This is a genomic window from Ensifer sp. LBL, assembly GCF_050435225.1.
GTDB lineage: Bacteria > Pseudomonadota > Alphaproteobacteria > Rhizobiales > Rhizobiaceae > Ensifer.
This window is the reverse complement of sequence record NZ_JBNDJY010000004.1, coordinates 284,966-307,586: the sequence shown is the minus strand read 5'-3', so window position 1 is coordinate 307,586 and position 22,621 is coordinate 284,966. Positions and strand designations below refer to the sequence as shown.

Sequence of the window (22,621 nt, the reverse complement as noted above, 5' to 3'; positions counted from 1 at the left end):
CAGCCAGACGAAGGTTCGAGAGCCGGTACCCGTCAACGAGTTTGATCGGTCGATCACGCCACCGATATCGACAGCGCGCCCGAATGTGCTACGCGAAAGGATCAAATTGCCGCGACTCAACCTCACAACAGCCGGTTGCCGCCATGCTTCGTGACTTTTCGCTCCAGAGCCTGTTCATGGGCCTGCTGATCGCCTTCGTCGGCTTCGCCAGTTCCTTTGCCGTCGTGCTACACGGCCTGACCGGCGTCGGCGCCAGCGAAGCTCAGGCCGCCTCCGGGCTGATGGCGCTGTCGATTTCCATGGGCCTCTGCGCCATTGTCATCAGCGCCGTGACGCGGCTGCCGGTCAGCATCGCCTGGTCGACGCCCGGTGCTGCGCTGCTTGCGAGCGCCGGCGTCGTCGAGGGCGGCTTCAACGCGGCCGTCGGCGCCTTTCTCGTCTGCGGCCTGCTCGTTGTCATCGCCGGCCTCTGGAAGCCGCTCGGCCGGCTGGTCTCCTCCATCCCGGCGCCGCTTGCCAATGCGATGCTGGCCGGTGTCCTGCTCAGCCTCTGCTTTGCGCCGGTCAAGGCGATCGCCTTCAATCCGCTTTTCGGCCTGCCGATCCTGCTCGCCTGGGCCCTCGTCGGCAGCATCAACAAGCTCTATGCGGTGCCGGCGGCGCTGATCGCCTTCGTGCTCGTCATCACCTTCGGCGTCGAAATCCCCGCCGGCGCCTTCTCCGCCCTCTCATCTGCGCTGGTACCGACCGTCGAATTCGTGGTGCCGCAGTTCAATGTCGCGGCCATGATCAGCATCGCCCTGCCGCTCTTCATCGTCACCATGGCCTCGCAGAACATTCCCGGCATCGCCGTTTTGAAGGTCAACGACTATCATCCGGAACCCGGGCCGCTGTTTGCGACGACCGGCGTCTTTTCGATGTTGAGCGCCCCCTTCGGCGGCCATGCGGTCAATCTGGCTGCAATCACCGCCGCCATGTGCGCCGGCGGCGATAGCCATCCTGATCGCAACCGGCGCTACTGGTCGGCGATCAATGCCGGCGCCTTCTACATTCTCTTCGGCCTCTTGGCCGGCGTCGTCACCACCTTCGTCAGCCTTGCGCCGTCGGTCCTGATCGAGGCGGTGGCGGGCCTTGCCCTCGTCGGGGCCTTCGCCGGCTCCGCCATGGCCGCCTTCACGGACGCAAAGACCCGCGAGGCCGCGGCGATCACCTTCCTGGTGACCGCCTCCGGCGTCAGCTTCGGCGGTGTTTCCGGCGCCTTCTGGGGTCTGATTGCCGGCGGGTTGATGCTGGCACTTGCGCGTTTCACCGCTAAAAAGAGCTGAAACCGCGGCAAAGCTTGCATTTGCAGGGGATCTCGTCTAAGGAGCGCCCGTCCGCGTAGACACCCTTGGAGGCAACGCGGATGAAGTCCTTGCGGCTTCAGTTCTTCCGCATGGCGGTCGAACTCTCCAGCATTAGACATTAGAAAGGTCTATCCATGAGCCACGCATCCTACGAGCTCAAGGCCGAGACGCGCGAACGGGTTGGTAAGGGGTCCTCCCGTGAACTTCGTCGCAACGGTCTTATCCCGGCTGTCATCTACGGTGACAAGCAGGCCCCCCTTTCCATCGCGCTCTCCACCAAGGAAGTGACGATGAAGATCCACGCCGGCGGTTTCATGACCACCGTTGCAACGATCGACGTCAACGGCGAAAAGATCCGCGTCCTGCCGAAGGACTACCAGCTGGATCCGGTCCGTGACTTCACGATGCATGTCGACTTCCTGCGCGTCTCCAAGGACAGCCAGGTTACCGTTGCAGTTCCGGTTCACTTCGAAAACGAAGAGAAGTCCCCGGGCCTCAAGGCTGGCGGCGTTCTCAACATCGTTCGCCACGACGTCGAACTCAACGTTTCGGCCAACGACATTCCGGAATTCCTGACCGTTGACCTCTCCGGTCTCAAGGTCGGCGACGCCATCCACATCTCCAACATCAAGCTGCCGAAGGGCGCGACCCCGGTTATCACCGACCGCGACTTCACCGTTGCAACGATCGTTGCTCCGGCCGGTGGCGTGAAGGAAGAAGCTGAAGGCGAAGCAGAAGCCTGATTGGCCTCTGGGCGACCGGCGAAAGCCGGTCCCGCCGCACTTCATTCAAGAGCCCGTCCCATTCGTTTGGGGCGGGCTTTTTGCATTGGCGATAGCCCTCCGCTGCCCGAATGCCTCTATGCCGTGCCCCACGAATTATCATGAAGCGATTTCAGCAACATTTAAGGTTTTGATGATGTTCTTCTGACGGGGAAATTGGGCTTGTCTGAAGAGAATTCTGATATGAGATGGGTGGCAGCTGCTTCTGGGGCGTGCATGCGATGATGCACTCCGTGGAGAACCGGTTTATTGCGATTGTCTGCGGCGCGATGCTCGTCTTCATTGCCCCGCTGCTTGCACTCTTTCTCAGCATCTCGAGCGATCGCATCGCACGCGAGCGCCTGCACAACATCGAACTGTTGATGGCTGCAAGCGCCGAGGCGCTCGGCAAGCCGATCTGGGACTTTGACAGCGACGGCATCAAGCACATCGCCCGCTCGCTGATAAACGGCACCGACATCCTCTCCGTCACCATTCGCGACCAGTCCGGCTCCATCCTCGCGCAGCTGCCGATGGGCGGCGTGCAGCCGAGCACCAAGGACCGGGTTCTCATCCTGCCCATTTCCTACCAGTCGGTGGATGGCATGAAAGAGGTCGGACGCATCGAAGTCAGGGTTCCGACGCCGGGTCTGCTGTCGCAGTTCAGCAAGGACGAGCTGGCGATTCTCGCCATCCTGCTCTTTGCGGTCGCGATCGTTTTCGCCGCAGCGCTCGTCGGCAATCGCTTCACGGTGATGCGCCCGCTGATGCGCCTGACCGCCGCGATCGAGGCCACCCGCCGGCTCGGGTCTCGCCACCGCGTCGACTGGACCTCCGACGACGAAATGGGCGCGCTTGCCGCCAACTTCAACGAGATGCAGGACCGCCTCGAGCGCGAAGAGACCGAGCTGAAGAACGCCCACGAGCGCGTCACCGACATCTACAACCTGACGCCGGCCATGCTGTTTTCGCTGGATGTCGACGGGCGCCTGCTCGCCGTCAGCGACTACTGGCTGCTGGCGACCGGGTACAGCCGCGACGACGTCGTCGGACGCGACTTCGTCGATTTCGTCGATCCGCACTGGCACGAGACCTATCGCAGCCATGCCAAGACGATCGCCGTTGCCGATCACGCCATCCGCGAAGTGACCGTTCCCTTCCGCAAGGCGGACGGCGAAGCGATGACGGTGCTGATCCAGGAGACGAAGGCCACCGGCGAAAGCAGCCTGTCGCTGTCGGTCATGACCGACGTGACCGCGCTGAAGCAGGCGGAAAGCCGAAACCACACGCAGGCGATCACCGATCACCTGACTGGCCTGTTGAACCGCCAGGGCTTCGAGGCCGCGCTCGACGAGGCGATCATCCAGGCCGACCTATGCGCCATGCAGCTCGGCTGCCTGTTCATCGACCTCGACCGCTTCAAGTGGATCAATGACAATTTCGGCCATGCCGCCGGCGACGAAGTGCTGCGCCAGACGGTCGAGCTCATTCAGGCCGCCCTGCCGCATGGCGACATCATGGCCCGGCTCGGCGGCGACGAATTCGCCATCCTGCTTTCCGATCCGAACGCCGCAACGCTGGCGGCCGAAATCGCCGAGCGCATCGTCACGGCCTTGCACGAACCGATGGCGATCGCCGGCAACGAGCTTTTCGTCAGCGCCAGCGTCGGCATCGCCGTCTACCCGACCCATGCGGAAAATGCCTCCGACCTGCTGCTGAAGGCGGACATGGCGATGTATGCCCGCAAGCACGACGGCAAGAACGGCTTGCAGGTGTTCGACGCCGGCATGCTCGACGCCTCGCGCGAGCGCCATGAGATCGAGCAGTGCATCGAAGCCGGCCTGAAGGACGACCACTTCGAAGCGTGGCTGCAACCGATCGTCAGCCTCGCTGACGGCCAGATCGCCGGATTCGAGGCGCTGATGCGCCTCAACCACCCGGAAAAGGGCCTGATGCCGCCCGGCAAGATCATCGGCATCGCCGAAGAAACCGGCATGATTGCCCGCATCGGCGATCAGATCCTCGAAAAGGCGATCCGCCACCTGGCGGCGATCTCCGAGCTCGACGGCACCCAGAACACCTATCTCGCCGTCAACTTCTCGCCGCTGCAGTTCGAGCTGACGCTGCCGCACAAGCTCGCGGCCCTGCTCCTGAAGCACCATATCTCGCCGAGCCGGATCGTCGTCGAGATCACCGAAGCGGTGCTGATGCTCGACAATCCCGAAGTCCACTCGGTGCTGAAGCAGCTCAACGAATTCGGCTGCCGCATCGCTCTCGACGATTTCGGCACCGGCTACTCGTCGCTGAGCTACCTGAACCGTTTCCCGGTCGATATCGTCAAGGTCGACCAGTCCTTCACCCGGTCACTGAGCTCTGGAACCGCCGACATCCGTCGCAAGAGCCGCATGCTGATCAAGGGCATCCGCACGATCTCGCACCAGATGGGCTGCACCGTCGTTGCCGAAGGCATCGAGACCAAGGAGCAGTGGCAACTCTTGCGCAAGCTCGGCGTCGATTGCGGCCAGGGCTATCTCTTCAGCCGGCCGATGCCGGTCGACCGGATGCTGACCATGCTCGAAAGCGATTCCGAGGCAAAGGCGGCTTCCGCACCCAGCATGCGGGCATGAGTTCACCCACCTGATTCCCTCGGGCGCGGGAGGCTTCGGGGGCCCAAGGTCGAGCACAAGCCGGGGATAGAAAGAAGGATCCGTCGCAAGGCGGACGCAGAAGAGGAGGAAAAGATGTGAAGGCGCTGATCGCAGCATTTTTCCTCGGCCTTGTAACGACGGCCGAGGCCCAGACGATCAAGTTCGTCACCGAGGAATATCCGCCTTACAACTTTTCGACCGAGGCCGGCCCGAGTGGTGCGGCCGTCGACCAGATCAAGCTCATCATGGAGCGCCTGAAGCAACCCTATACGATCGAGGTTCTGCCCTGGGCGCGGGCTTTCATGCTGGCCGAGACCGATCCCGCCTATTGTGTTTTCACCACCGGCCACGACGCCGAGCGCGACGGAAACTTCCAGTGGGTCGAGCCGCTGCTGATCGACCACATGGTCATGGTCCGGCAGGCCGGATCCGCGATTGCGCCCAAGTCGCTGGAGGACGCGCAGCAATATACCGTCGGCACGCAGCGCGAGGATTTCTCGGCGTCCTATCTCAAGGAGCACCGCTTCCCCAAGATCGACTATGCCGCCAATCTCGATTCCAGCCTGAAAAAGCTGCTCGCCGGCCGGGTCGATCTGTTGATGACGTCCGAGAAGACCTTCGAAAGCATGCGCACCGAAGGCAAACCGGTGGAGGCGGCGCTGGTGCTTGAAGGCAAGCTCTACGGCATCGCCTGCCACCGCGACTTTCCCCGCGATATCGTCGCCGCCATGCAATACGAACTCGACCGGCTGATCGGCAACGGCACCCAGGATGTGATCTTCAAGCAATACGGGCTCAAGCCCAATGCCAGCCTGCAGGCGGAGAAATAGGCGTTGACTTCCGGGGGATGCGGTGTTTTTGGATGGCATCACCCCGAAATCATGAATGCGCAGCACCATGTTGATCATCGTAGGGCTTGGCAATCCAGGTTCGAAATACGCCGCCAACCGGCACAATATCGGCTTCATGGCGGTTGACGTCATTCATCGCCGGCACAGCTTTTCTTCCTGGTCGAAGAAGTTCAAGGCCGAGATCGCCGAGGGCGATATCGGCGGCGAGCGCGTTCTGTTGATGAAACCGCAGACCTACATGAACCTGTCCGGCGAAGCGGTCGGCGAGGCCATGCGCTTCTACAAGCTGCAGCCGAAGGACATCACCGTCATCTATGACGAGCTCGACCTGCCGTCCGCCAAGGCGCGCATCAAGGTCGGCGGCGGCCATGGCGGGCATAACGGCATCAAGTCGATCGATGCCCATTGCGGCAAGGACTACCGGCGCATGCGCCTCGGCATCGGCCATCCCGGCGTCAAGGATCTGGTGCATGCCCATGTGCTCGGCGATTTCGCCAAGGCAGACCAGGCCTGGCTGGTGCCCCTGCTCGACGCCATCGCCGACAATGCCGACATGCTGGTGCGCGGCGAAGACAGCCAGCTCCTGAACAAGATCGCGCTCGCGACCGGCGGCAAGCCGGAAGCGGAAAAGCCTGAAGGCCCGAAGAAGCAGGGCGCGCAATCGCATATCCACCAGGCGCGCAATTCCGCCCAGCCGAAGAAGCTGCCGGCGACCGGCCCGATGGCCGACATGCTGAAGAAGATGTTCGGCTCGAAGAACGACTAGCTTCCCCTATCCGCAAAGCGCCCTAGCTTGTGCAGTCGGAACGGGTCAGATCGACCCGATGGCATAAGTCTGGAGCACGCCCGTGGCCGACGCGGTGATTGACTGGCTTCTCGCATCGGATCCCGCAATCCGCTGGCAGGTGATGCGCGACCTGCTGGATGCCCCAGAGCCTCTATGGAAAGCCGAAAGGGCCAAGGTGGAGACCGAAGGCTGGGGCGCCAGGCTTCTCTCGCATCAGGACGATGACGGCCAATGGGCGGGAGGCGCTTTCATCCCCGCCGGTTTCGACGAGCACGAGTGGACCGCGCAGGGCCAACCCTGGACGGCAACCTGCTTTTCGCTGTCGCAGCTCCGGGAATTCGGTCTCGACCCTTCGTCCGAGCGGGCCCGACGAACCGTCGACCTGATCGGCGCGAATTCCCGCTGGGACGAAGGCGGCCAGCCCTATTGGCAAGGCGAAGTCGAGGAGTGCATCAACGGCCGCACCGTTGCCGACGGCGCCTATTTCGGCGTCGACGTTTCGCCGATCGTCGACAGGCTCGTCGGCGAGGTCCAGGCCGATGGCGGCTGGAACTGCGAACGGGCAAACGGTTCGCTCCGGTCCTCCTTTGCCACCACCATCAACGTGCTCGAAGGCTTGCTTGCGTTCGAACGGGCGACCGGTGGCACGCCACGGTCCAAGGCGGCGCGCCGGGCCGGCGAGGACTACCTGCTCAAGCGCCATCTCTTCCGCCGCCTGAGCACGGGCGAAGCCGCCGACAAACGCTTCCTGTGCCTTTGCCACCCAAGCCGCTGGCGATACGACATCCTGCGGGCGCTCGATTACTTTCGTGCCGCGGCGCTCTTTTGCGATGCGGCACCCGATCCACGACTCAGCGAAGCGATCGACCATCTGCGTTCAAGGCAGCTCGAAAGCGGCGCATGGCCACTCGACTGGCGCCCCGCCGGACGGGTGTGGTTCGACATCGACGACGGGGTCGACGCCCCTTCGCTGTGGGTGACGCTGAAGGCTATGCGCGTGCTCAAGTGGTGGGACGCCCACGCGCGGTGAAGGCCGCGCCTGAGCGCAACCCGCGGCCATCCATTACCCCGGCTTATGGGCCGCCAGAAAGATCCGCACCGCCTCCGCCGCATGGGTCCGCAGCACCTCCGGCGTCGGAATGGCGCCGTCGCCGAGCAGCATGGCGTCATTGACCGGCCCGCCCATGACCAGCCAGTTGAAAAAGCCGCCAGCGACATCTGCATCCTTCACCCGGATGTCGCCCTTCTCGCCATAGCGCCTGAACGCGACCGCCAGCCGCCGGATCGAGCGCATGGGCCCGCGCTCGTGCAGCGCCTCGCCAAGCTGCGGAAAGCGCTCCACTTCGGCGATCACAAGGCGGCGAACCTGCATCAGTCGCGGCGTCATCACGATCGTCAGCAACTGCGTGGCATAGTCGAGCAGGAAGTCCTCGATCGGCTCGTCGCCATCGGGGTCGGCCACCTGCTCCTGGAACTCGTCGCCGGCTCCCCCCGTCATGCTGCGCACGACTTCGAGAAACAGCGCCTCCTTGTTGTGGAAGTGGGAATAGACCGTCTGCTTCGACACCTCCGCCGTCGCGGCGATCTCGTCCATGTTGGTGCCGAGGAAGCCGTGCTTGAGGAAGAGATCGCTGGCTGCGGCCACGATCAGTTTGCGGGTGCGCTCCATGCGCGTCTTTGCGCCGTTGCTCAAGCCTGCCCTCCCCTGTCGTATCTCACCAAATCACTCGGCTTGCAGAATAGGCCAGCCGGATTGACAAATCAAACTGGACGGTCCAGTCTAGTTAGTGAAGCCAGATCAGGAGATGGCCATGGCCAAACCACAGGGAAGACATCGCATTGCCGCCTGCCGCTGCGGGCTGGTTGCTTTTGAAGCCGTCGGCGAGCCGATCGTCGGCGCCGCCTGCTACTGCACCAGTTGCCGCACCGCCGGCGAGCGCTTCGAAGCCTTGCCGGAGGCGTCGCCGGTCATGGAAGCCGACGGCTCGACGCGCTTTGCGCTCTACCGCAAGGACCGGATCCGCTGCATCAGGGGCAGCGATCTCCTGCGCGAACACCGGCTGACGCCGGAGGCGCCGACGCGCCGGGTCATCGCCAGCTGCTGCAACGCCGCCATGTTCCTGGAATTCAAGGGCGGTCATTGGCTGAGCGTCTACAATCAGCGTTTTGCCCCGGACGAACAGCCACCGCTGGAAATGCGCACGATGACGAAGGACCGCAGGGCCGGCGTCGAGTTTGCCGACACGCTGCCGAGCTACAAAACGCATTCGGGCCGCTTCATGTGGCGGCTATTGACCGCCTGGGCGGCGATGGGATTCAAGGCGCCGAAGATCGATTATGTGAAAGGCGAGGCCAATGGCATCCCCGGCTGAGAAGATCGAGATCGAAAACATCGTCTCGCCCGGCCACAAACATCGCGTCGACCGGGTGAAATACGAGGCGATGCGTGAAGCCCTGCTCGCGGTCCTACCGCCCTCAGCACCCGGCCTGAGCGTGGCGGAAGCGAAGGAACGGCTGCTGCCGTTGCTGCCGCAGGACCTTTTTCCCGAGGGCGCAAAGGCGGGCTGGTGGCTGAAGGCGGTTCAACTCGATCTCGAGGCCAAGGGCACGATCGAGCGCGAAGCGAGCAAGCCGCTTCGCTTGCACCGGAAGGCGTGAAACGGGCCGGCCGCCGGGCATCTCTCCGGCCGCCACGCCCATTCATGAGGCTTGTTATTCCTCTGGCTCGGTGGTGAAAAGCAGCGGGAAGCCCGCTTCCTTGGCGAGATCGGTTGCTTCCTTGGCCTTGGTTTCGGCGATGTCGCGGGCGCAGACGACCACCACGCAGCTTCCCATCTTGTGGGCGGTCATCATCACCCGGTAGCCCGCCTCCTCGCTCATATGGAAAACGGCCTTGAGCACGCCGACGACGAACTCGCGCGGCGTGTAATCGTCATTGAGCAGCATGACCTTGTAAAGCTTCGGCCGCTCGAGCTTCGGCTTCACCTTCACTTTGACTTTTCTGGCAACCTCGTTGTCACTCATCGGAACCACCCCGTTGATGACAGATTGGCTGGCGCTGCCGCGGCTCGCCTTGCGGACAAGGCCGTCTCGGCGCACCGGCCCCGTCGGCGCACTATCCTACGGCCGCAGGTGCCGATCAAGCAAAAGCAGGCGCACGGACGCAGGCGGAAATCAACGCTTTCCCCAATAGCCGACGAACATCGATGACGCTTCGTCATAGGAGCGGGCTTTTTCCAGCGCCGCCTTTGCCTCTTGCTTGCGCGCCAGAAGCGCATGGAAGAAGCAATGCACGAAAAGCGGCGCGTCCGCTCCTTCGGGCGAGCCGTCAGGCGCAACGTAGAGGGCGGCCCCTCCCTTTTCGACAAAGGCATCGCCGTAGCGCTTGCCGCCGGTCTCGCAGCAGGTGCTGAGCACGATCTTGCCGTCAAGCCTGGCGTGTTCGGCGATAACGGCTGGCGGCAAGCTGCCCTCGACCAGCATCGATGTGTCGATCTCCTCGATATAGTCGCCAAAGACGAAACCGTTCTCGTCGCCGTGGCCGGAAATGATCAGGTGCTGGTGCACCAATTCGCCGCCGGCAAGCAAGGTCAGGAAATCCCCGGGCGTTCCCGGCAGATGCAGGGTGACGACGGCGCCCATGCTTTCGAGCGTCGCGCGGACCAACAGCGCCTCGAGCGTATCGCCGATATCGACGACGGCAACCGGCACGCGCGGAAACAAGAACTTTTGGTCGATCAATGGAAATCCTCAATAATGTCCTGGCCGCCGCGCAGGTCGACGGAAATCTGAGCGCATATGCCGCCCGAAGAGCACCGGTTCAACGGGCGTGGCCCCTTATTTACCGTGAACAGGGCCTGCGCCCTTGACCGGGGAGCGCCCTTCCCGCATAGCCACGCCAACGGAATTTTAAGATACGGACGAGACCCCATGGGCTTCAAATGCGGTATTGTCGGACTGCCGAACGTCGGCAAGTCCACGCTCTTCAACGCACTCACCAAGACGGCAGCGGCGCAAGCGGCCAACTATCCCTTCTGCACCATCGAGCCGAACACCGGCGAAGTTGCGGTGCCGGATCCGCGCATGCGCAAGCTTGCCGACATCGCCAAGTCGAAGGAAATCATCCCGACGCGCATCTCCTTCGTCGACATCGCCGGCCTGGTGCGCGGCGCGTCGAAGGGTGAAGGCCTCGGCAACCAGTTCCTCGCCAACATCCGCGAAGTCGACGCCGTCGTTCACGTGCTGCGCTGCTTCGAGGATGACGACATCACGCACGTCGAAGGCCGCATCAACCCGGTCGCCGATGCCGAGACGATCGAAACCGAGCTGATGCTCGCCGACCTCGACAGCCTCGAGCGCCGCACCGAGCAGACCCGCAAGCGCGCCGGCGGCAAAGACAAAGATTCCGTCGCCCAGCTGCCGATCATGGAAGCTTCGCTGAAGCTTCTGCAGGACGGCAAGCCGGTTCGCACGATGCTCGCCAAGCTCGACGCCGAAGAACTGCGCATTCTGCAGGGCCTGAACCTTTTGACCGCACACCCGGTTCTCTACGTCTGCAACGTCGCGGAAAGCGATGCGGTCGACGGCAACGAGCACACCCGCGCGGTTGCCGAAATGGCAAAGGCGCAAGGCGCCGAGAGCGTTGTCATCTCGGCAGCGATCGAATCCGAAGTGGCCCAGCTGCCGGAAGAAGAATCCAAGGAGTTCCTGAGCGCACTCGGTCTCGAAGAAGCCGGTCTCGACCGCCTGATCCGTGCCGGCTACAAGCTGCTCGACCTCATCACCTATTTCACCGTCGGTCCGAAGGAAACGCGCGCCTGGACAATCCAGCGCGGCACCAAGGCGCCGCAGGCGGCCGGCGTCATCCACACTGACTTCGAGCGTGGCTTCATTCGCGCCAACACCATCGCCTATGAAGACTACATCGCGCTCGGCGGCGAAGTGGGCGCCAAGGAAGCCGGCAAGGCCCGCGACGAAGGCAAGGAATACGTCGTCCAGGACGGCGACGTCATCCACTTCCGCTTCAACACGTAAGACCTGCCGGTCCGATCCCGCACTCAAGGCGCGGGATCGGAGCGCATCAGAACTTGATACTACGGCGCGGCATGCAACCGCGCCGTTATCGTTTCCGGCAAGAGGTCGATGACCATGCGGCGCAGCCGCTGCCAGAAAATGCCGATGAACAAGACGGTCACCCCGACGACCGCAAGGGCGATGAAGACGTAGCTGTCGAGCGACGCATTGGTCTTGCTCAACACAGTCCAGATCGCACCGCCAAGCGACAACAGTCCCGATGTGACGAATGCGCGCCGGTCGATGACGAGCCCGACCAGCATGAACACGGCGACGATCACGATTGCGGAAGTGGCCTGATTGAAGCTTGCCTGCCCGTCCCACCATGTTGCGCCGCCATTCGCCAGGAACACCAGGCCCATCAGCGAATAGAGCAGAGCCGGCGCGGCTGCCAGGTGCAGCCAGAAGGCGATGTCCGAACGGGTGGTGAGCCGCTGAGGGTCCGAAAAGTCGTAGCGCATGGCGATCGCGAACACGGCCATCGCCCCCACGAACAAGGTCAGCGGAAAGAGCAGGACGTGGTCGGGGTTGGCAACGTCGATACCGAAGACGTTCTGGAAGGCGATGAGCACCGCCACCACGCAGAGCATCGCGATCGACAGCACCAGGCCGGCCAGCGCCAGCGGAACGCGGTAGCGCCAGTAGAACAGCGCCAGCGGGATCGGGAAGGCAGCAACATAGGTCAGGCCGAAGGTCAGGGGGTGCCAGGCATCCCCGTGATCGTCCACGAACCACATCGAGGTCATTGCGACCCAATGAACGAGCGCGAGCGTCAGCACCACCGAAGGCAGCGCCAGACGCTGGCGCCGCACAAGAATTTCCGCAAGCACGAGAATGACGGGCAGCGTTGCGAGCGGGCCGGTCAGGCCCCACAGGCCGATGAGGACAACCACGACGCCGATCGTGATCAGGATATCGTGGAAGCCTCTGATGAAGCGGGGCTGTTCGCTGTCTTCCGCCGCCCGCGCATCGAGCGCGGCGTCGGCCCTGTCGGCCGCGGCATCCGATGCCACTGGTCCGAAACGGAAGCCGCGATCGGCGAGATACACTTCGAGATCGCGCACCTGATGCGCGGATATGATGCCTTTTTCGGCTGCGCCCGCGAGCGCTCTGTTCAGTTCGGTCACGCGCTTTCCTCAGTCAAGACACGAGCGGATGGGACGGATTGTCAGCTGGTTGCATGGACAAGGGCCAAGCGCAACCGGGAAACGTCGCGGGAGGACCTGCGATGTTGCCTATGTCCGCGCAAATCGATTCCGCTTGCGGAAATTATGCAGTAGGTAATGCGGCAACAAATCAGACGGGACAAGGCAAGCATGCTCTACTTCGAGGATTTTTCCGAAGGCCGGCGGTTCGACTACAAGCCGGTCGAGATGAAGCCGCCGGAGATGATCGCGTTTGCCAGCGAATTCGACCAGCAGCCGATGCATCTTGATGAAGAGGCGGGAAAACGCAGCATCCTGGGCGGTCTCGCCGCCTCCGGCTGGCACACCAGCGCCATCGGCATGCGCATGATGCTCGACGCCTTCATGAGCAATTCCACGTCCCAGGGCTCGCCCGGCATCGATTTCATGGACTGGAGGAAGCCGGTCATTGCCGGCGACGTGCTCTCGGGCTTCAGCCTGGTGATCGAGGCGCGCCGTTCGAAGTCGAAACCGGATCTCGGCATCGTCAAGTTCCGCAACGAAATCAACAACCAGGCCGGCGAACCCGTGGCGGTTTCCGAATGCTCGGTTCTCTTTCGCTGCCGCGACAAGGGCAAAGCCTGATGATGACGATGGAAGAATTCTACGCGGCCAAGAGCCGGACCGTGATCGGCAGCCTGACCTTTACGGCCGAGGACATCATCCGATTTGCCACCGACTTCGACCCTCAACCCTTCCACCTCGATGCGGAAGCGGCGCGGCATTCGCTGTTTGGCGGCCTTTGTGCCTCGGGTTGGCATACCTGCGCCGGGTGGATGCAATGTTTCGTCAAGTTCTGGCGAAACGAGCAGCGGCGGCTTGCGGCCGAAGGCCTGAAGGCGCCGAACCTTGGCCCCTCGCCCGGATTTCGCGAGCTGAAATGGTTGAAGCCCGTCTATGCCGACGACACGGTCACCTACTTCGTCACCTTCCTCGAAAGCCGTTCGCTTGCCTCCAAACCCGGCTGGCGGATCAACACGATCCTGTGCGAAGGCGAAAACCAGCACGGCGAGGCGGTGATCCGTTTCGAGAGCAAGGTCATCGAGTTCGTCTGACCGGACCAGACTGGCAAGGCACCATCATTTCTTAAAATCGCCTTCCGCCGGGTGTAGACTCCCGGGCTACAGGTTGCGCGCCCTCAGCCGCGCCGAAGCGGCTTCAGGGCAGCGACCATTGCTAGCGGAGGAGCGGTTATGGAAAGAACCCACGCCCGCGAACTGGCGGACGAATATCTGCGTCTTGGCGGTCACCGACGCGTCGTCATCGACGACAACGAGACATCGGTCAGGAGCTGGGAAGACGAGCCGCCGGAAGCCGAAAAATTCTGGCTCACCGAAGTGGAGACATTGTCGCCGGCAGCCCAGCGCGAAGTGCAATTGATGCTGCGGACGATCAACCGCATGTAGGCCAAAGGAAGGGCGCGGTTCTCCGCCCCCATCCCGCAAGGACCGATCAGTGGCCCTCGAACTCGATCAGCGTGCGGACATTGACGCCGAGCGCTTCGAGTTTCTTGCGCCCGCCGAGTTCAGGCAGGTCGATGACGAAACAGGCGGCGACGATCTCGGCGCCCATCTGCTTCAGAAGCTTGGTGGCCGCTTCCGCCGTGCCGCCGGTCGCGATCAGGTCGTCGACCAGGATCACCTTTTCGCCCGGACGGATCGCATCCTTGTGCATTTCCATCTCGTCGACGCCGTATTCCAGGCTGTAGGCGATGCGCACGGTGTCGTGCGGCAGCTTGCCCTTTTTGCGGATCGGCACGAAGCCTGAGGAAAGCTGATGCGCGATCGCGCCACCGAGGATGAAACCACGCGCCTCGATACCGGCGATTTTGTCGATCTTGGTGCCGGCATAGGGATGCACCAGTTCGTCGATCGCGCGACGGAAGGCGCGCGGATTGCCGAGCAAGGTGGTGATATCGCGAAACATCACGCCCGGCTTCGGATAGTCAGGAATGTTCCGGATGGCGGCAATCAGTTCCGATTGAACGGTGGAGGTCATGGGCAAAAGGGCCTTTGCGTCTCTTGTTACCGCAAACCCATAACACCAACGGCCCGCTTGTCTATAACGGTTTCTTGTCGCGCGTTCGGCGGGAACAATTGGCCGTGCCAGGGGTTGATGCTACTCTGACCGTGCGGTCGCCCGACCGGCGCGCCGCGCTCTCGCATCAAACTTACACAGGGAAGGAAGCAACCATGCGCCTGTTTGAATGCGGTTCCCTCGTCCCGGGCTGCGAATGGCACACCCGCGCCGACAACGATGCCGAAATCGTGCGCCGCGTCGTCGATCACATGCGCGAAACGCACGGCGAAACCGTCATCCGCGAAAACATGATCGACAACATCAAGGCCCGGATCACTGACGAGTCCAAGGCGGCTTAAGCCGTCGTCAAGGCGGCTTGAGCCGTCCGGCCAAGGCGGCGTGATCAGGACGGCTGCACCATGGCTTCGAGCCGGGCGACGAGGTTTGCCCGGTCGAGATTGAAGTTACGCTCGATCCAGAGGTTCTCGAGTTCGCCGAGGATTTCGCCCACCCGCGGGCCGGCCGGCACACCGGCCTTCAGCACGTCACCGCCGTTCAACGGAAAGCTGGGCCGCTTGAAGGCCTCGGCCCGCGCCAGAAGACGGCGCAGCGACGCGGTCTCGGACAAGAACGCCGGGTCTCCTTCCGACTTGCGCCGCGCCGTTGAGAGTGCCAGCCGCAGCCGCACGACAATGCCTTCCACCCCATGACGATAGAGCAGCCGATCGAAGGCCGTGTCGACGGTCGTCGCCGGCACCGCGGGCGCCTTGGCCCAGCGGCTGAAATAGGCAGCCTCCACCTTCGACACACGCAGACGCTCGGCCATGGCCTCCAGACGCTCCTCGTCCGGCGGCACGATCGCGGCAAGCCGCAGAAGCGGATCCGGCTTCCAGCCGAAGGCCCGCTCGGCGGCAACGAGTTCCGGGATCGCGTCGATGCCCCATTTCTCGGTTTCCGGCAGGATCTCGGTGAGCACGCCGGCCTGGCGCATCCACAGCAGCGCGCGGCCGGGATCATCGGCCGAAAGCAGCTTCTTCGTTTCCGCCCAGACCCGCTCGGCCGAAAGCGTTGCAAGCTTCGAGCGCGCACGGGCACAGGCACGCAAGCCGTCGGCATCCGGCCGACCGCGGCCGTAATGCGCGAAGAAGCGGAAGAAGCGCAGGATGCGCAGATAATCTTCGGCGACCCGTTCGCTGGCATCGCCGATGAAGCGCAGCGTGCGCGTTTCGATGTCGGCGAGACCGCCGACATCGTCGAAGACCTCGCCGCGGTCGTTGGCATAGAGTGCGTTGATGGTGAAGTCCCGCCGTTCGGCATCAGCCTTCCAGTCGGTGCCGAAGGCGACTTCCGCACGGCGGCCGTCGGTCGCAACGTCACGGCGCAGCGTCGTGACCTCATAGGGCGTGCCGTCGATGACGAGCGTCACCGTGCCATGGTCGATGCCGGTCGGCACCACCTTGATGCCCGCCGCCTTCGCCCGCTCGGCGACCTCATCGGGGCGCCAGGTGGTCGCCATGTCGATATCGCCGGCCGGCAAGCCCATCAGGCTGTTGCGCACCGCACCGCCGACGACCCGGACTTCGCCGCCGTCGACATTGAGCACATCGAAAACGCGACGCAGGGAGGGCGTCGAGAACCAGCCTTCGCCAGCAACCGAGGTCATGCATAAAGCCTTTCATAGAGCATGCGCAGAATTCCGGCGGTGATACCCCAGATGTTGCGGCCGCCATAGGGCATCCGGTAGAAATGCCGTTCCTCGCCCTGCCAGTGGCCGCTGCCGCGGTCGTGATTGCCGGGGTCCATCAGGAACGACAGCGGCACCTCGAAGACGCTTTCGACCTCTTCCGGGTTGGGCACGAGCTCGAAACCCGGCTTGACCACCGCCAGCACCGGGGTGATGCGGAAACCGGACATGGCCATGTAGTGCGGCAGCCGGCCGATGGTTTCGACGAAGCGCGGATCAAGGCCGATCTCTTCCTGCGCCTCGCGCAGCGCTGCGACTTCGATCGACCGGTCTTCGGGGTCGACGGCACCGCCGGGAAAGGCGACCTGGCCGGAATGCTTGCGCAGGCTGGTGGTGCGTTGGGTGAGGATGACCGTCGCATCATCGCCGTCGTCGACAACAGGCACCAGGACTGCGGCATCCTTGAGCTTCAGCGTCTCCAGATAGGGCACCATGCCCGGATTGAGCAGGAAGTCGCCGTGCTCGCGCCAGGAGGTCTCGATCGGCCCGCCCATCTGGGTCAGCGCCCGGCGGCGAAACTCGTCGGCGGAGAAGGGATGCGCATTCATCGGGAGAGCGCTTCCAGCTCGGCTGCCGGCATGATCGGGAAGACGGCGCCGCCCGAGCGCACGCAGAACATCTCCGTGCCGTCGATCGCGAGCGTCTCGCCGAGTTCGACGATGTCGTACATCACCGGCCGCGACACCAGGGCTTCCAGCCGACCACGCACATGCAGGTAAGGCTTCAGCTCGCGGTTCTCGCCATGGATGACGAAGCGCAGCGGATGCTCCGGCCCGGCTTCGACCACATCGCCGACATTGGTGCGAAAGGTCAGGACCTGGCCCCTGTCGTCGTTCGTGACACTCATCTCGACGGCGACGAACGGGGCGTCGACGATGCGAATGCCGACCTTTTCCACAGGCGTGACCAGATAGGTCCGCCCGTCCTCGTCCTTGCGCAGAACCGTGGAAAACAGCCGCACCAGGGGCTGCCGGCCAATCGGCGTGCCTAGATAGAACCAGGTACCGTCGGCGCGGATCTCCATGTCGATATCGCCGCAGAACGGCGGATTCCAGCGGTCTACCGGTGGCAGGCCGCGCGCTTTTTCGCCGGTCTGCCCGGCGGCGCGCGCAATCAGGGCCGCCAGTCCGGCCGCGTCGCCGGTTTGCTGAATTTCGGCTTCTGCCATTGTTCCGTCCCGTTTGACCTCGATTTTGCATCGAGACCTTTGATATCTCACGAGATAGTGCGTCGGCGCCGACTTGTCAGCCGTCCGGCAGGGTCTAAATTGGATTTTGGCGACTGAAATCCCGGCTACCGCATGATTCCTGAAATCGGGATCGATCTAAGGACAGGCGTCATGCGGCGGCTCAGAATGTTACAGCGAACCTGGCGCGCCCTATAAGGACGCGCAGCGCTGTAGGGGCGATTCGGTTTAACAACGGGCGACCGGGGAGTATGACCATGAGTGTGATGAAGGGCGCGGCTGACGCGATCGACGAGAAGGCGATTGTCGCTGCGGCCGAAAGTGCGCTGGGGGAAATCGCCCGGGTGCGTGCGGAAGTCGGCAAGGTCATCTTCGGCCAGGAAAGCGTGGTCGAGCAGACCCTGCTTGCGGTCCTCTCCGGCGGACATGCGCTGCTCGTCGGCGTTCCCGGCCTTGCCAAGACCAAACTCGTCGCCACACTCGGCACCGTGCTCGGGCTCGATTCCAGCCGCGTGCAGTTCACGCCCGACCTGATGCCGTCGGATATCCTCGGCTCCGAAGTGATGGACCAGGATGCGGCCGGCCATCGCTCGTTCCGCTTCATTCCCGGCCCGATCTTCACGCAGTTGCTGATGGCCGACGAAATCAACCGCGCCTCGCCACGCACCCAGTCAGCGCTGCTGCAGGCCATGCAGGAGTATCACATCACCGTCGCCGGCGCCCGCAAGGACCTGCCGCAGCCCTTCCATGTGCTTGCAACGCAGAACCCCCTGGAGCAGGAAGGCACCTATCCCCTGCCCGAAGCGCAGCTCGACCGCTTCCTGATGCAGGTCGACGTCGGCTATCCGGACCTTGCCGCCGAGCGCCAGATCCTGCTCGAAACGACAGGTGTCGGCGAAGCGACGGCCCACCCGGTCATCGATGCCGCCCGGCTGCTGCAGATCCAGAGCCTCATCCGCCAGATGCCGGTCGGCGAGAAGGTGGTCGACGCGATCCTGGCGCTGGTGCGCTCCGCCCGTCCGGGCAACGGCAATGCCGCGACCGACAAGAACGTCGCCTGGGGCCCAGGCCCGCGCGCCGGTCAGGCGCTGATGCTCTGCGCCCGCGCCCGCGCGCTCTACGACGGCCGCCTGGCGCCGTCGATCGACGATATCCTGGCGCTTGCCGAGCCCGTCTTGCAGCACCGCATGGCGCTGACCTTCGCCGCCCGCGCCGAAGGCATGACCGTGCGCGACGTCGTCGCCGATCTGGTGAAGCAGGCCAGAGGCTGACGCATGGCCACCGTCGGGCACATAGTCTCGCGTACTCCCGCCAGTGAAGTGCTTTCACGCGCGCAGCAGCGCGCCATGCTCGTACCCGATTGCCTGGTCGAGGCGCGACGGATAGCCAACACCGTGATCTCCGGCTGGCATGGCCGGCGCAAGCGCGGCATCGGCGAGAATTTCTGGCAGTTCCGGCCCTATTCCGATGGCGAGAGCATGTCGCGCATCGATTGGCGGCGTTCTGCCCGCGACGACCATACCTATGTGCGCGACCGCGAATGGGAAGCCGCCCACACCATCTGGCTGTGGGCCGATCTCTCGCCGTCGATGATGTACAAGTCGAAGCTCGGCACCGTGTCCAAGGAGAGCCGTGCGCTGGTCCTGATGCTGGCACTCGCCGAGATCCTCGCGCGCTCGGGCGAACGCATCGGCTGCCCGGGCATCATGGAGCCTGTCTCGGCGCGCAACGCCGCCGAACGGCTGGCGACTGCCATCATGCTCAGCCCGCTTGCCGAAGGCCTGCCCGAAACCGGAATGATCCGCAGCGCCAGCGACCTCGTGCTGATCGGCGATTTCCTCGATCCTGCCGAAAAGATCATGGACCGCCTCGGCCCGCTGGCCAGGCGCGGCCTGCGCGGCCACGTGGTCGAGATCGCCGACCCGGCCGAAGAAGTGTTTCCCTATTCCGGCCGGACCGAATTCACCGACCCTGAGACCGGCGAGAAGCTGACCGCCGGCCGCGCCGAAGTGCTGCGTGAGGACTATCAGCGCGCCTATATCGGCCGACGCGACACGCTCGGCGTGACGCTTCGCCATCTCGGCTGGACCTTCACCCCGCACAAGACAGACCGACCCGCCTCCGAGGCACTCGTCGCCGTGCACACCTATCTCTCCGGCATGCCGGGACGCGCGACCCACGGAGGCCAGCTATGAGCGGCCTCGCCTTCCTCTTCACCAATCCGGCCATCCTTGCCGCCCTGGTTGCCCTGCCGGTCATCTGGTGGCTGCTGCGCATGACGCCGCCAAGGCCGTCGGCCGAAGTCTTCCCGCCGCTGCGCATCCTCGCCTCGGTGATGAAGCGCGAGGAGACCCCGGCGCAAAGCCCGTGGTGGCTGACGCTGTTGCGCATGCTGATGGCCGCAGCCCTGATCCTTGCGATTGCCGATCCGGTGATCAACCCGCGGCAGAACACGCTTTCGGCAGCCGGTCCGCTCGCGCTCGTCGTCGACAACAGCTGGGCGACAGTCTCCGACTGGAACCAGCGGGTCGAAGCCGCCAGTGCTCTGATCGACGATGCCGAAGCCAAGGAGCTTCCGGTTTCGATCGTCTTTACCACCGACCGCCAGCACGACGCGACGCCGGCCTCCGCCGCCACGGCGCGCGACCGCCTGGCCGCCGCGCAGCCGCAGCCGCTGCCGGCCGACCGTGGCCGGGCGCTTGCCGCCATGAAGACCGCATTTGCCGGCACTCCGCCCGGAACCCTCGCCTTCCTCAGCGACGGCATCGAAGCGTCGAATGGCGGAACGATGGAGCAGATCGCGGAACTCGGTGCTGCGAATGTCCGCCGGGTCGAAGGCAATGCGGAAAGCGCCATCGCGCTGACCGCCGCAACAAACGAAAACGACGGAATGCGGGTTACCGCCTCGCGCCTGCCGCTCGGCGAACCACGCGCCTATTACGTGCTCGCCCGTGACATCAGGGGCACCGCGATCGCCGAGGGCGAGCTTCGCTTCGCGACCGGCGCCACCACGGCGGACACCTTGTTGAAAGCGCCCTTCGAGCTGCGCAACGACTTTACGCGCCTGACGATCGAAGGCCAGGCGACGGCCGGCGCCATCCACCTCCTGGACGACGGCAACCGCCGCCGCCGGGTCGCTCTTCTCAGCGGCGAGGTCCATCAGTCGCAGCCGCTGCTTTCGCCGCTCTATTACATCAAGCGCGCGCTCGAGCCGCATGCCGACCTGATCGAACCCCGCGAGGAGGCGGTCGGCAAGGCCATCGCCGAGCTCCTGGCGCAAAATCCGTCGATCCTCGTCATGGCCGACGTCGGCCGCCTGCCAGATGAAAGCTACCCGCTGGTCACGCGCTGGCTGGAAAATGGCGGCATGCTGGTGCGCTTCGCCGGCCCAAGGCTCGCCGGCGCTCCCGCCGACGACCCGCTCGTTCCGGTCGTGCTTCGCCAAGGCGAGCGCACGCTCGATGGCGCGCTTTCCTGGTCGGAGCCACAGCCGCTTGCCGACTACCCGCCCACAAGCCCCTTTGCCGGACTGGAGCGCCCGCGTGACGTGCTGGTGAAGCGTCAGGTGCTGGCGCAACCGACACCCGATCTGACGGAGCGGACCTGGGCCAACCTCGCCGACGGCACGCCGCTGGTTACGACCGCAGAGCGCGGTCGCGGCCGCATCGTGCTCTTCCATGTGAGCGCCGATCCGAACTGGTCGAACCTGCCGATCTCAGGCTCGTTCGTCGACATGCTGCGCCGGTCGATCCAGCTGTCGCGCGCTGGCGGCGTTGCCGGCGACCAGCCAAGCAAGGCCCAGACATTGCCGCCCTACCGCCTGGTAAGCGCCCGCGGCGAACTGACCGGCGATACCGGCAGCGCCCGCCCGCTCGAAATCGCACCCGGCGTCGCGCCCACCGTTTCCGCCGACACCCCCCCCGGGCTCTACGGCTCGGAGGAAGGTTTCGTCGCCAACAATCTGCTGCCTGACGGCGGCAAGCTCACCCCGATTGCCGGCAATCTCGTCGGGGCACGGGCCGAAGGACTGGAGGGCGCCCGGCCTTTCTCGATCCGGCCCTATCTCTTCGGCCTGGCGCTGGCGCTTTTCGTCCTCGACACTTTGATCGTGCTCTACATGGCCGGCGGTCTCGCCGGGCTGCGCCGGCGCGCAGGCCGCGGCGCCGCGGCCGCGGCACTGGTCGCAACGCTTGGCCTTGCAACGCTCGGCCTTGCGGTCGCTCTCGCCCCGGCGATCGCCCATGCGCAGGACAGCCAGCCGAGCGACGAGCAGACGCTGCAGCGGCTGGACACGACTCATCTCGCCTATGTCATCACCGGCGAGCAGGAGGTCGACCGCCTCTCCGAACAGGGCCTCATCGGCCTCAGCAACTATCTGACCTACCGCACGGCGCTGGAACCGGGCGCACCCGTCGGCGTCGATCTCGAACAGGACGAACTGGCCTTCTATCCGATCATCTACTGGCCGGTTTCGGCCACCGCCCCGATGCCGAGCAGCCGGGTGATGAGCCGGATCGACGCCTATATGCGCAACGGCGGCACCGTGCTCTTCGACACGCGCGACCAGTTTTCCTCGCTGACACCGTCGGATGCCGGCGACAGCCCCAACGTGCAGCGCCTGCAGGCGATGCTGAGCGGGCTCGACATTCCGCCGCTGGAACCGGTGCCCTCCGATCACGTGCTGACGAAGGCCTTCTATCTGCTTTCGAACTTCCCCGGGCGCTATGCGGAAAGCCAGCTCTGGGTCGAGGCCGCCCCCAATGGTGACGAAGACCGCAGCAATCGCCCCGTGCGCGGCGGCGACGGCGTCACGCCGATCATGATCACCGGCAACGATTTTGCCGGTGCCTGGGCCGTTGATGTCAACGGCGCACCGCTCCTGCCGACAGTGCCGCCGGACGAAATGCAGCGCGAATATGCCTACCGCGCCGGCGTCAACATCATGATGTATATGCTGACAGGCAACTACAAGGCCGATCAGGTTCACGTGCCGGACCTTCTGCAAAGGCTTGGACAGTGAGG

General features: G+C 64.2%; 24 protein-coding genes. 16 read left to right on the top strand and 8 right to left on the bottom strand.

Features of this window, described 5'->3' with window-relative positions; genetic code table 11:
• The first annotated feature begins 143 nt into the window (after positions 1-143).
• From OKW20_RS17325 to OKW20_RS17300, 6 genes are all read left to right on the top strand, one after another.
• Positions 144-1,325 carry a benzoate/H(+) symporter BenE family transporter gene (locus OKW20_RS17325; protein WP_402319804.1) on the top strand — a complete coding sequence of 394 codons (1,182 nt, stop codon included), beginning with the start codon at positions 144-146 and terminating at the stop codon, positions 1,323-1,325.
• Positions 1,326-1,480: 155 nt separating this feature from the next.
• The gene (locus OKW20_RS17320; protein WP_043618116.1) at positions 1,481-2,089 is read left to right on the top strand and encodes a 50S ribosomal protein L25/general stress protein Ctc; all 609 of its coding nucleotides are present in this window, start codon (positions 1,481-1,483) and stop codon (positions 2,087-2,089) included.
• Between the two features lie 260 nt (positions 2,090-2,349).
• On the top strand, positions 2,350-4,734 hold the full coding sequence (locus tag OKW20_RS17315; RefSeq protein WP_429174519.1) for a putative bifunctional diguanylate cyclase/phosphodiesterase: 2,385 nt from the start codon (positions 2,350-2,352) through the stop codon (positions 4,732-4,734).
• A gap of 116 nt (positions 4,735-4,850) precedes the next feature.
• Positions 4,851-5,585 (top strand): substrate-binding periplasmic protein, encoded by a 735-nt coding sequence (locus OKW20_RS17310; RefSeq protein WP_043618119.1) that lies wholly within the window; start codon positions 4,851-4,853, stop codon positions 5,583-5,585.
• A 67-nt stretch (positions 5,586-5,652) separates the two neighbouring features.
• Positions 5,653-6,372 (top strand): aminoacyl-tRNA hydrolase, encoded by a 720-nt coding sequence (gene pth / locus OKW20_RS17305; protein ID WP_043618172.1) that lies wholly within the window; start codon positions 5,653-5,655, stop codon positions 6,370-6,372.
• Positions 6,373-6,514: 142 nt separating this feature from the next.
• A complete protein-coding gene (locus OKW20_RS17300) occupies positions 6,515-7,423 on the top strand; it encodes a squalene cyclase (protein ID WP_429174515.1) in 909 nt (302 codons plus the stop codon).
• A gap of 33 nt (positions 7,424-7,456) precedes the next feature.
• Here OKW20_RS17300 and OKW20_RS17295 read toward each other — a convergent pair whose 3' ends face one another.
• Complete coding sequence (locus OKW20_RS17295; RefSeq protein WP_429173798.1) at positions 7,457-8,086, bottom strand: TetR/AcrR family transcriptional regulator; 630 nt, start codon at positions 8,084-8,086, stop codon at positions 7,457-7,459.
• 118 nt (positions 8,087-8,204) lie between these two features.
• On the opposite strand from OKW20_RS17295, the gene OKW20_RS17290 reads away from it, so the two are divergent.
• A complete protein-coding gene (locus tag OKW20_RS17290) occupies positions 8,205-8,765 on the top strand; it encodes a GFA family protein (protein ID WP_429115987.1) in 561 nt (186 codons plus the stop codon).
• Positions 8,749-9,051 carry a DUF6958 family protein gene (locus OKW20_RS17285; protein ID WP_043618126.1) on the top strand — a complete coding sequence of 101 codons (303 nt, stop codon included), beginning with the start codon at positions 8,749-8,751 and terminating at the stop codon, positions 9,049-9,051. Before OKW20_RS17290 ends, OKW20_RS17285 begins: the two co-directional genes overlap by 17 nt.
• A gap of 54 nt (positions 9,052-9,105) precedes the next feature.
• Here the strand turns inward: OKW20_RS17285 and clpS are convergent, their stop codons facing one another.
• Positions 9,106-9,417, bottom strand: a complete 312-nt coding sequence (clpS, locus tag OKW20_RS17280; RefSeq protein ID WP_043618175.1) for an ATP-dependent Clp protease adapter ClpS — start codon at positions 9,415-9,417, stop codon at positions 9,106-9,108.
• 150 nt (positions 9,418-9,567) lie between these two features.
• Entirely contained in the window at positions 9,568-10,134 is a 567-nt protein-coding gene (locus OKW20_RS17275) for a hypothetical protein (protein WP_429173796.1), read from the bottom strand.
• A 189-nt stretch (positions 10,135-10,323) separates the two neighbouring features.
• On the opposite strand from OKW20_RS17275, the gene ychF reads away from it, so the two are divergent.
• Positions 10,324-11,427 (top strand): redox-regulated ATPase YchF, encoded by a 1,104-nt coding sequence (ychF, locus tag OKW20_RS17270; protein WP_192446912.1) that lies wholly within the window; start codon positions 10,324-10,326, stop codon positions 11,425-11,427.
• 59 nt (positions 11,428-11,486) lie between these two features.
• On the opposite strand, the gene OKW20_RS17265 is transcribed toward ychF, so the two are convergent.
• Positions 11,487-12,593: a hypothetical protein gene (locus OKW20_RS17265; RefSeq protein ID WP_429173794.1), complete on the bottom strand. Its 1,107-nt coding sequence runs from the start codon at positions 12,591-12,593 to the stop codon at positions 11,487-11,489.
• A gap of 189 nt (positions 12,594-12,782) precedes the next feature.
• Between OKW20_RS17265 and OKW20_RS17260 the strand changes: the two genes are divergently transcribed.
• From OKW20_RS17260 to OKW20_RS17250, 3 genes are all read left to right on the top strand, one after another.
• Entirely contained in the window at positions 12,783-13,235 is a 453-nt protein-coding gene (locus tag OKW20_RS17260; protein ID WP_192446913.1) for a MaoC family dehydratase, read from the top strand.
• The gene (locus OKW20_RS17255; protein ID WP_429174513.1) at positions 13,235-13,705 is read left to right on the top strand and encodes a MaoC family dehydratase; all 471 of its coding nucleotides are present in this window, start codon (positions 13,235-13,237) and stop codon (positions 13,703-13,705) included. The genes OKW20_RS17260 and OKW20_RS17255 overlap by 1 nt, the downstream gene beginning before the upstream one ends.
• A 138-nt stretch (positions 13,706-13,843) precedes the next feature.
• Positions 13,844-14,056, top strand: a complete 213-nt coding sequence (locus OKW20_RS17250) for a hypothetical protein (RefSeq protein WP_043618136.1) — start codon at positions 13,844-13,846, stop codon at positions 14,054-14,056.
• A 46-nt stretch (positions 14,057-14,102) separates the two neighbouring features.
• Here OKW20_RS17250 and OKW20_RS17245 read toward each other — a convergent pair whose 3' ends face one another.
• Entirely contained in the window at positions 14,103-14,648 is a 546-nt protein-coding gene (locus OKW20_RS17245) for an adenine phosphoribosyltransferase (protein WP_043618138.1), read from the bottom strand.
• A 194-nt stretch (positions 14,649-14,842) separates the two neighbouring features.
• Between OKW20_RS17245 and OKW20_RS17240 the strand changes: the two genes are divergently transcribed.
• On the top strand, positions 14,843-15,028 hold the full coding sequence (locus OKW20_RS17240; RefSeq protein WP_034788815.1) for a DUF1059 domain-containing protein: 186 nt from the start codon (positions 14,843-14,845) through the stop codon (positions 15,026-15,028).
• A gap of 44 nt (positions 15,029-15,072) precedes the next feature.
• Here the strand turns inward: OKW20_RS17240 and OKW20_RS17235 are convergent, their stop codons facing one another.
• From OKW20_RS17235 to OKW20_RS17225, 3 genes are read right to left on the bottom strand one after another with little or no spacing between them, the layout of a single operon-like run.
• Positions 15,073-16,332 carry a CCA tRNA nucleotidyltransferase gene (locus OKW20_RS17235; RefSeq protein ID WP_429173791.1) on the bottom strand — a complete coding sequence of 420 codons (1,260 nt, stop codon included), beginning with the start codon at positions 16,330-16,332 and terminating at the stop codon, positions 15,073-15,075.
• Positions 16,329-16,961 carry a CoA pyrophosphatase gene (locus tag OKW20_RS17230; RefSeq protein ID WP_043618142.1) on the bottom strand — a complete coding sequence of 211 codons (633 nt, stop codon included), beginning with the start codon at positions 16,959-16,961 and terminating at the stop codon, positions 16,329-16,331. The genes OKW20_RS17235 and OKW20_RS17230 overlap by 4 nt, the downstream gene beginning before the upstream one ends.
• A complete protein-coding gene (locus OKW20_RS17225) occupies positions 16,958-17,581 on the bottom strand; it encodes a DUF1285 domain-containing protein (protein ID WP_429173789.1) in 624 nt (207 codons plus the stop codon). Before OKW20_RS17225 ends, OKW20_RS17230 begins: the two co-directional genes overlap by 4 nt.
• Positions 17,582-17,856: 275 nt before the next feature.
• On the opposite strand from OKW20_RS17225, the gene OKW20_RS17220 reads away from it, so the two are divergent.
• Genes OKW20_RS17220 through OKW20_RS17210 form a run of 3 tightly spaced genes read left to right on the top strand, consistent with a single transcriptional unit; the run spans position 17,857 to position 22,619 of the window.
• Positions 17,857-18,870, top strand: a complete 1,014-nt coding sequence (locus OKW20_RS17220) for an AAA family ATPase (protein WP_429173788.1) — start codon at positions 17,857-17,859, stop codon at positions 18,868-18,870.
• A gap of 3 nt (positions 18,871-18,873) precedes the next feature.
• Complete coding sequence (locus OKW20_RS17215; protein WP_034788827.1) at positions 18,874-19,794, top strand: DUF58 domain-containing protein; 921 nt, start codon at positions 18,874-18,876, stop codon at positions 19,792-19,794.
• A complete protein-coding gene (locus OKW20_RS17210; RefSeq protein WP_429173787.1) occupies positions 19,791-22,619 on the top strand; it encodes a DUF4159 domain-containing protein in 2,829 nt (942 codons plus the stop codon). The genes OKW20_RS17215 and OKW20_RS17210 overlap by 4 nt, the downstream gene beginning before the upstream one ends.
• Positions 22,620-22,621: the final 2 nt, after the last annotated feature.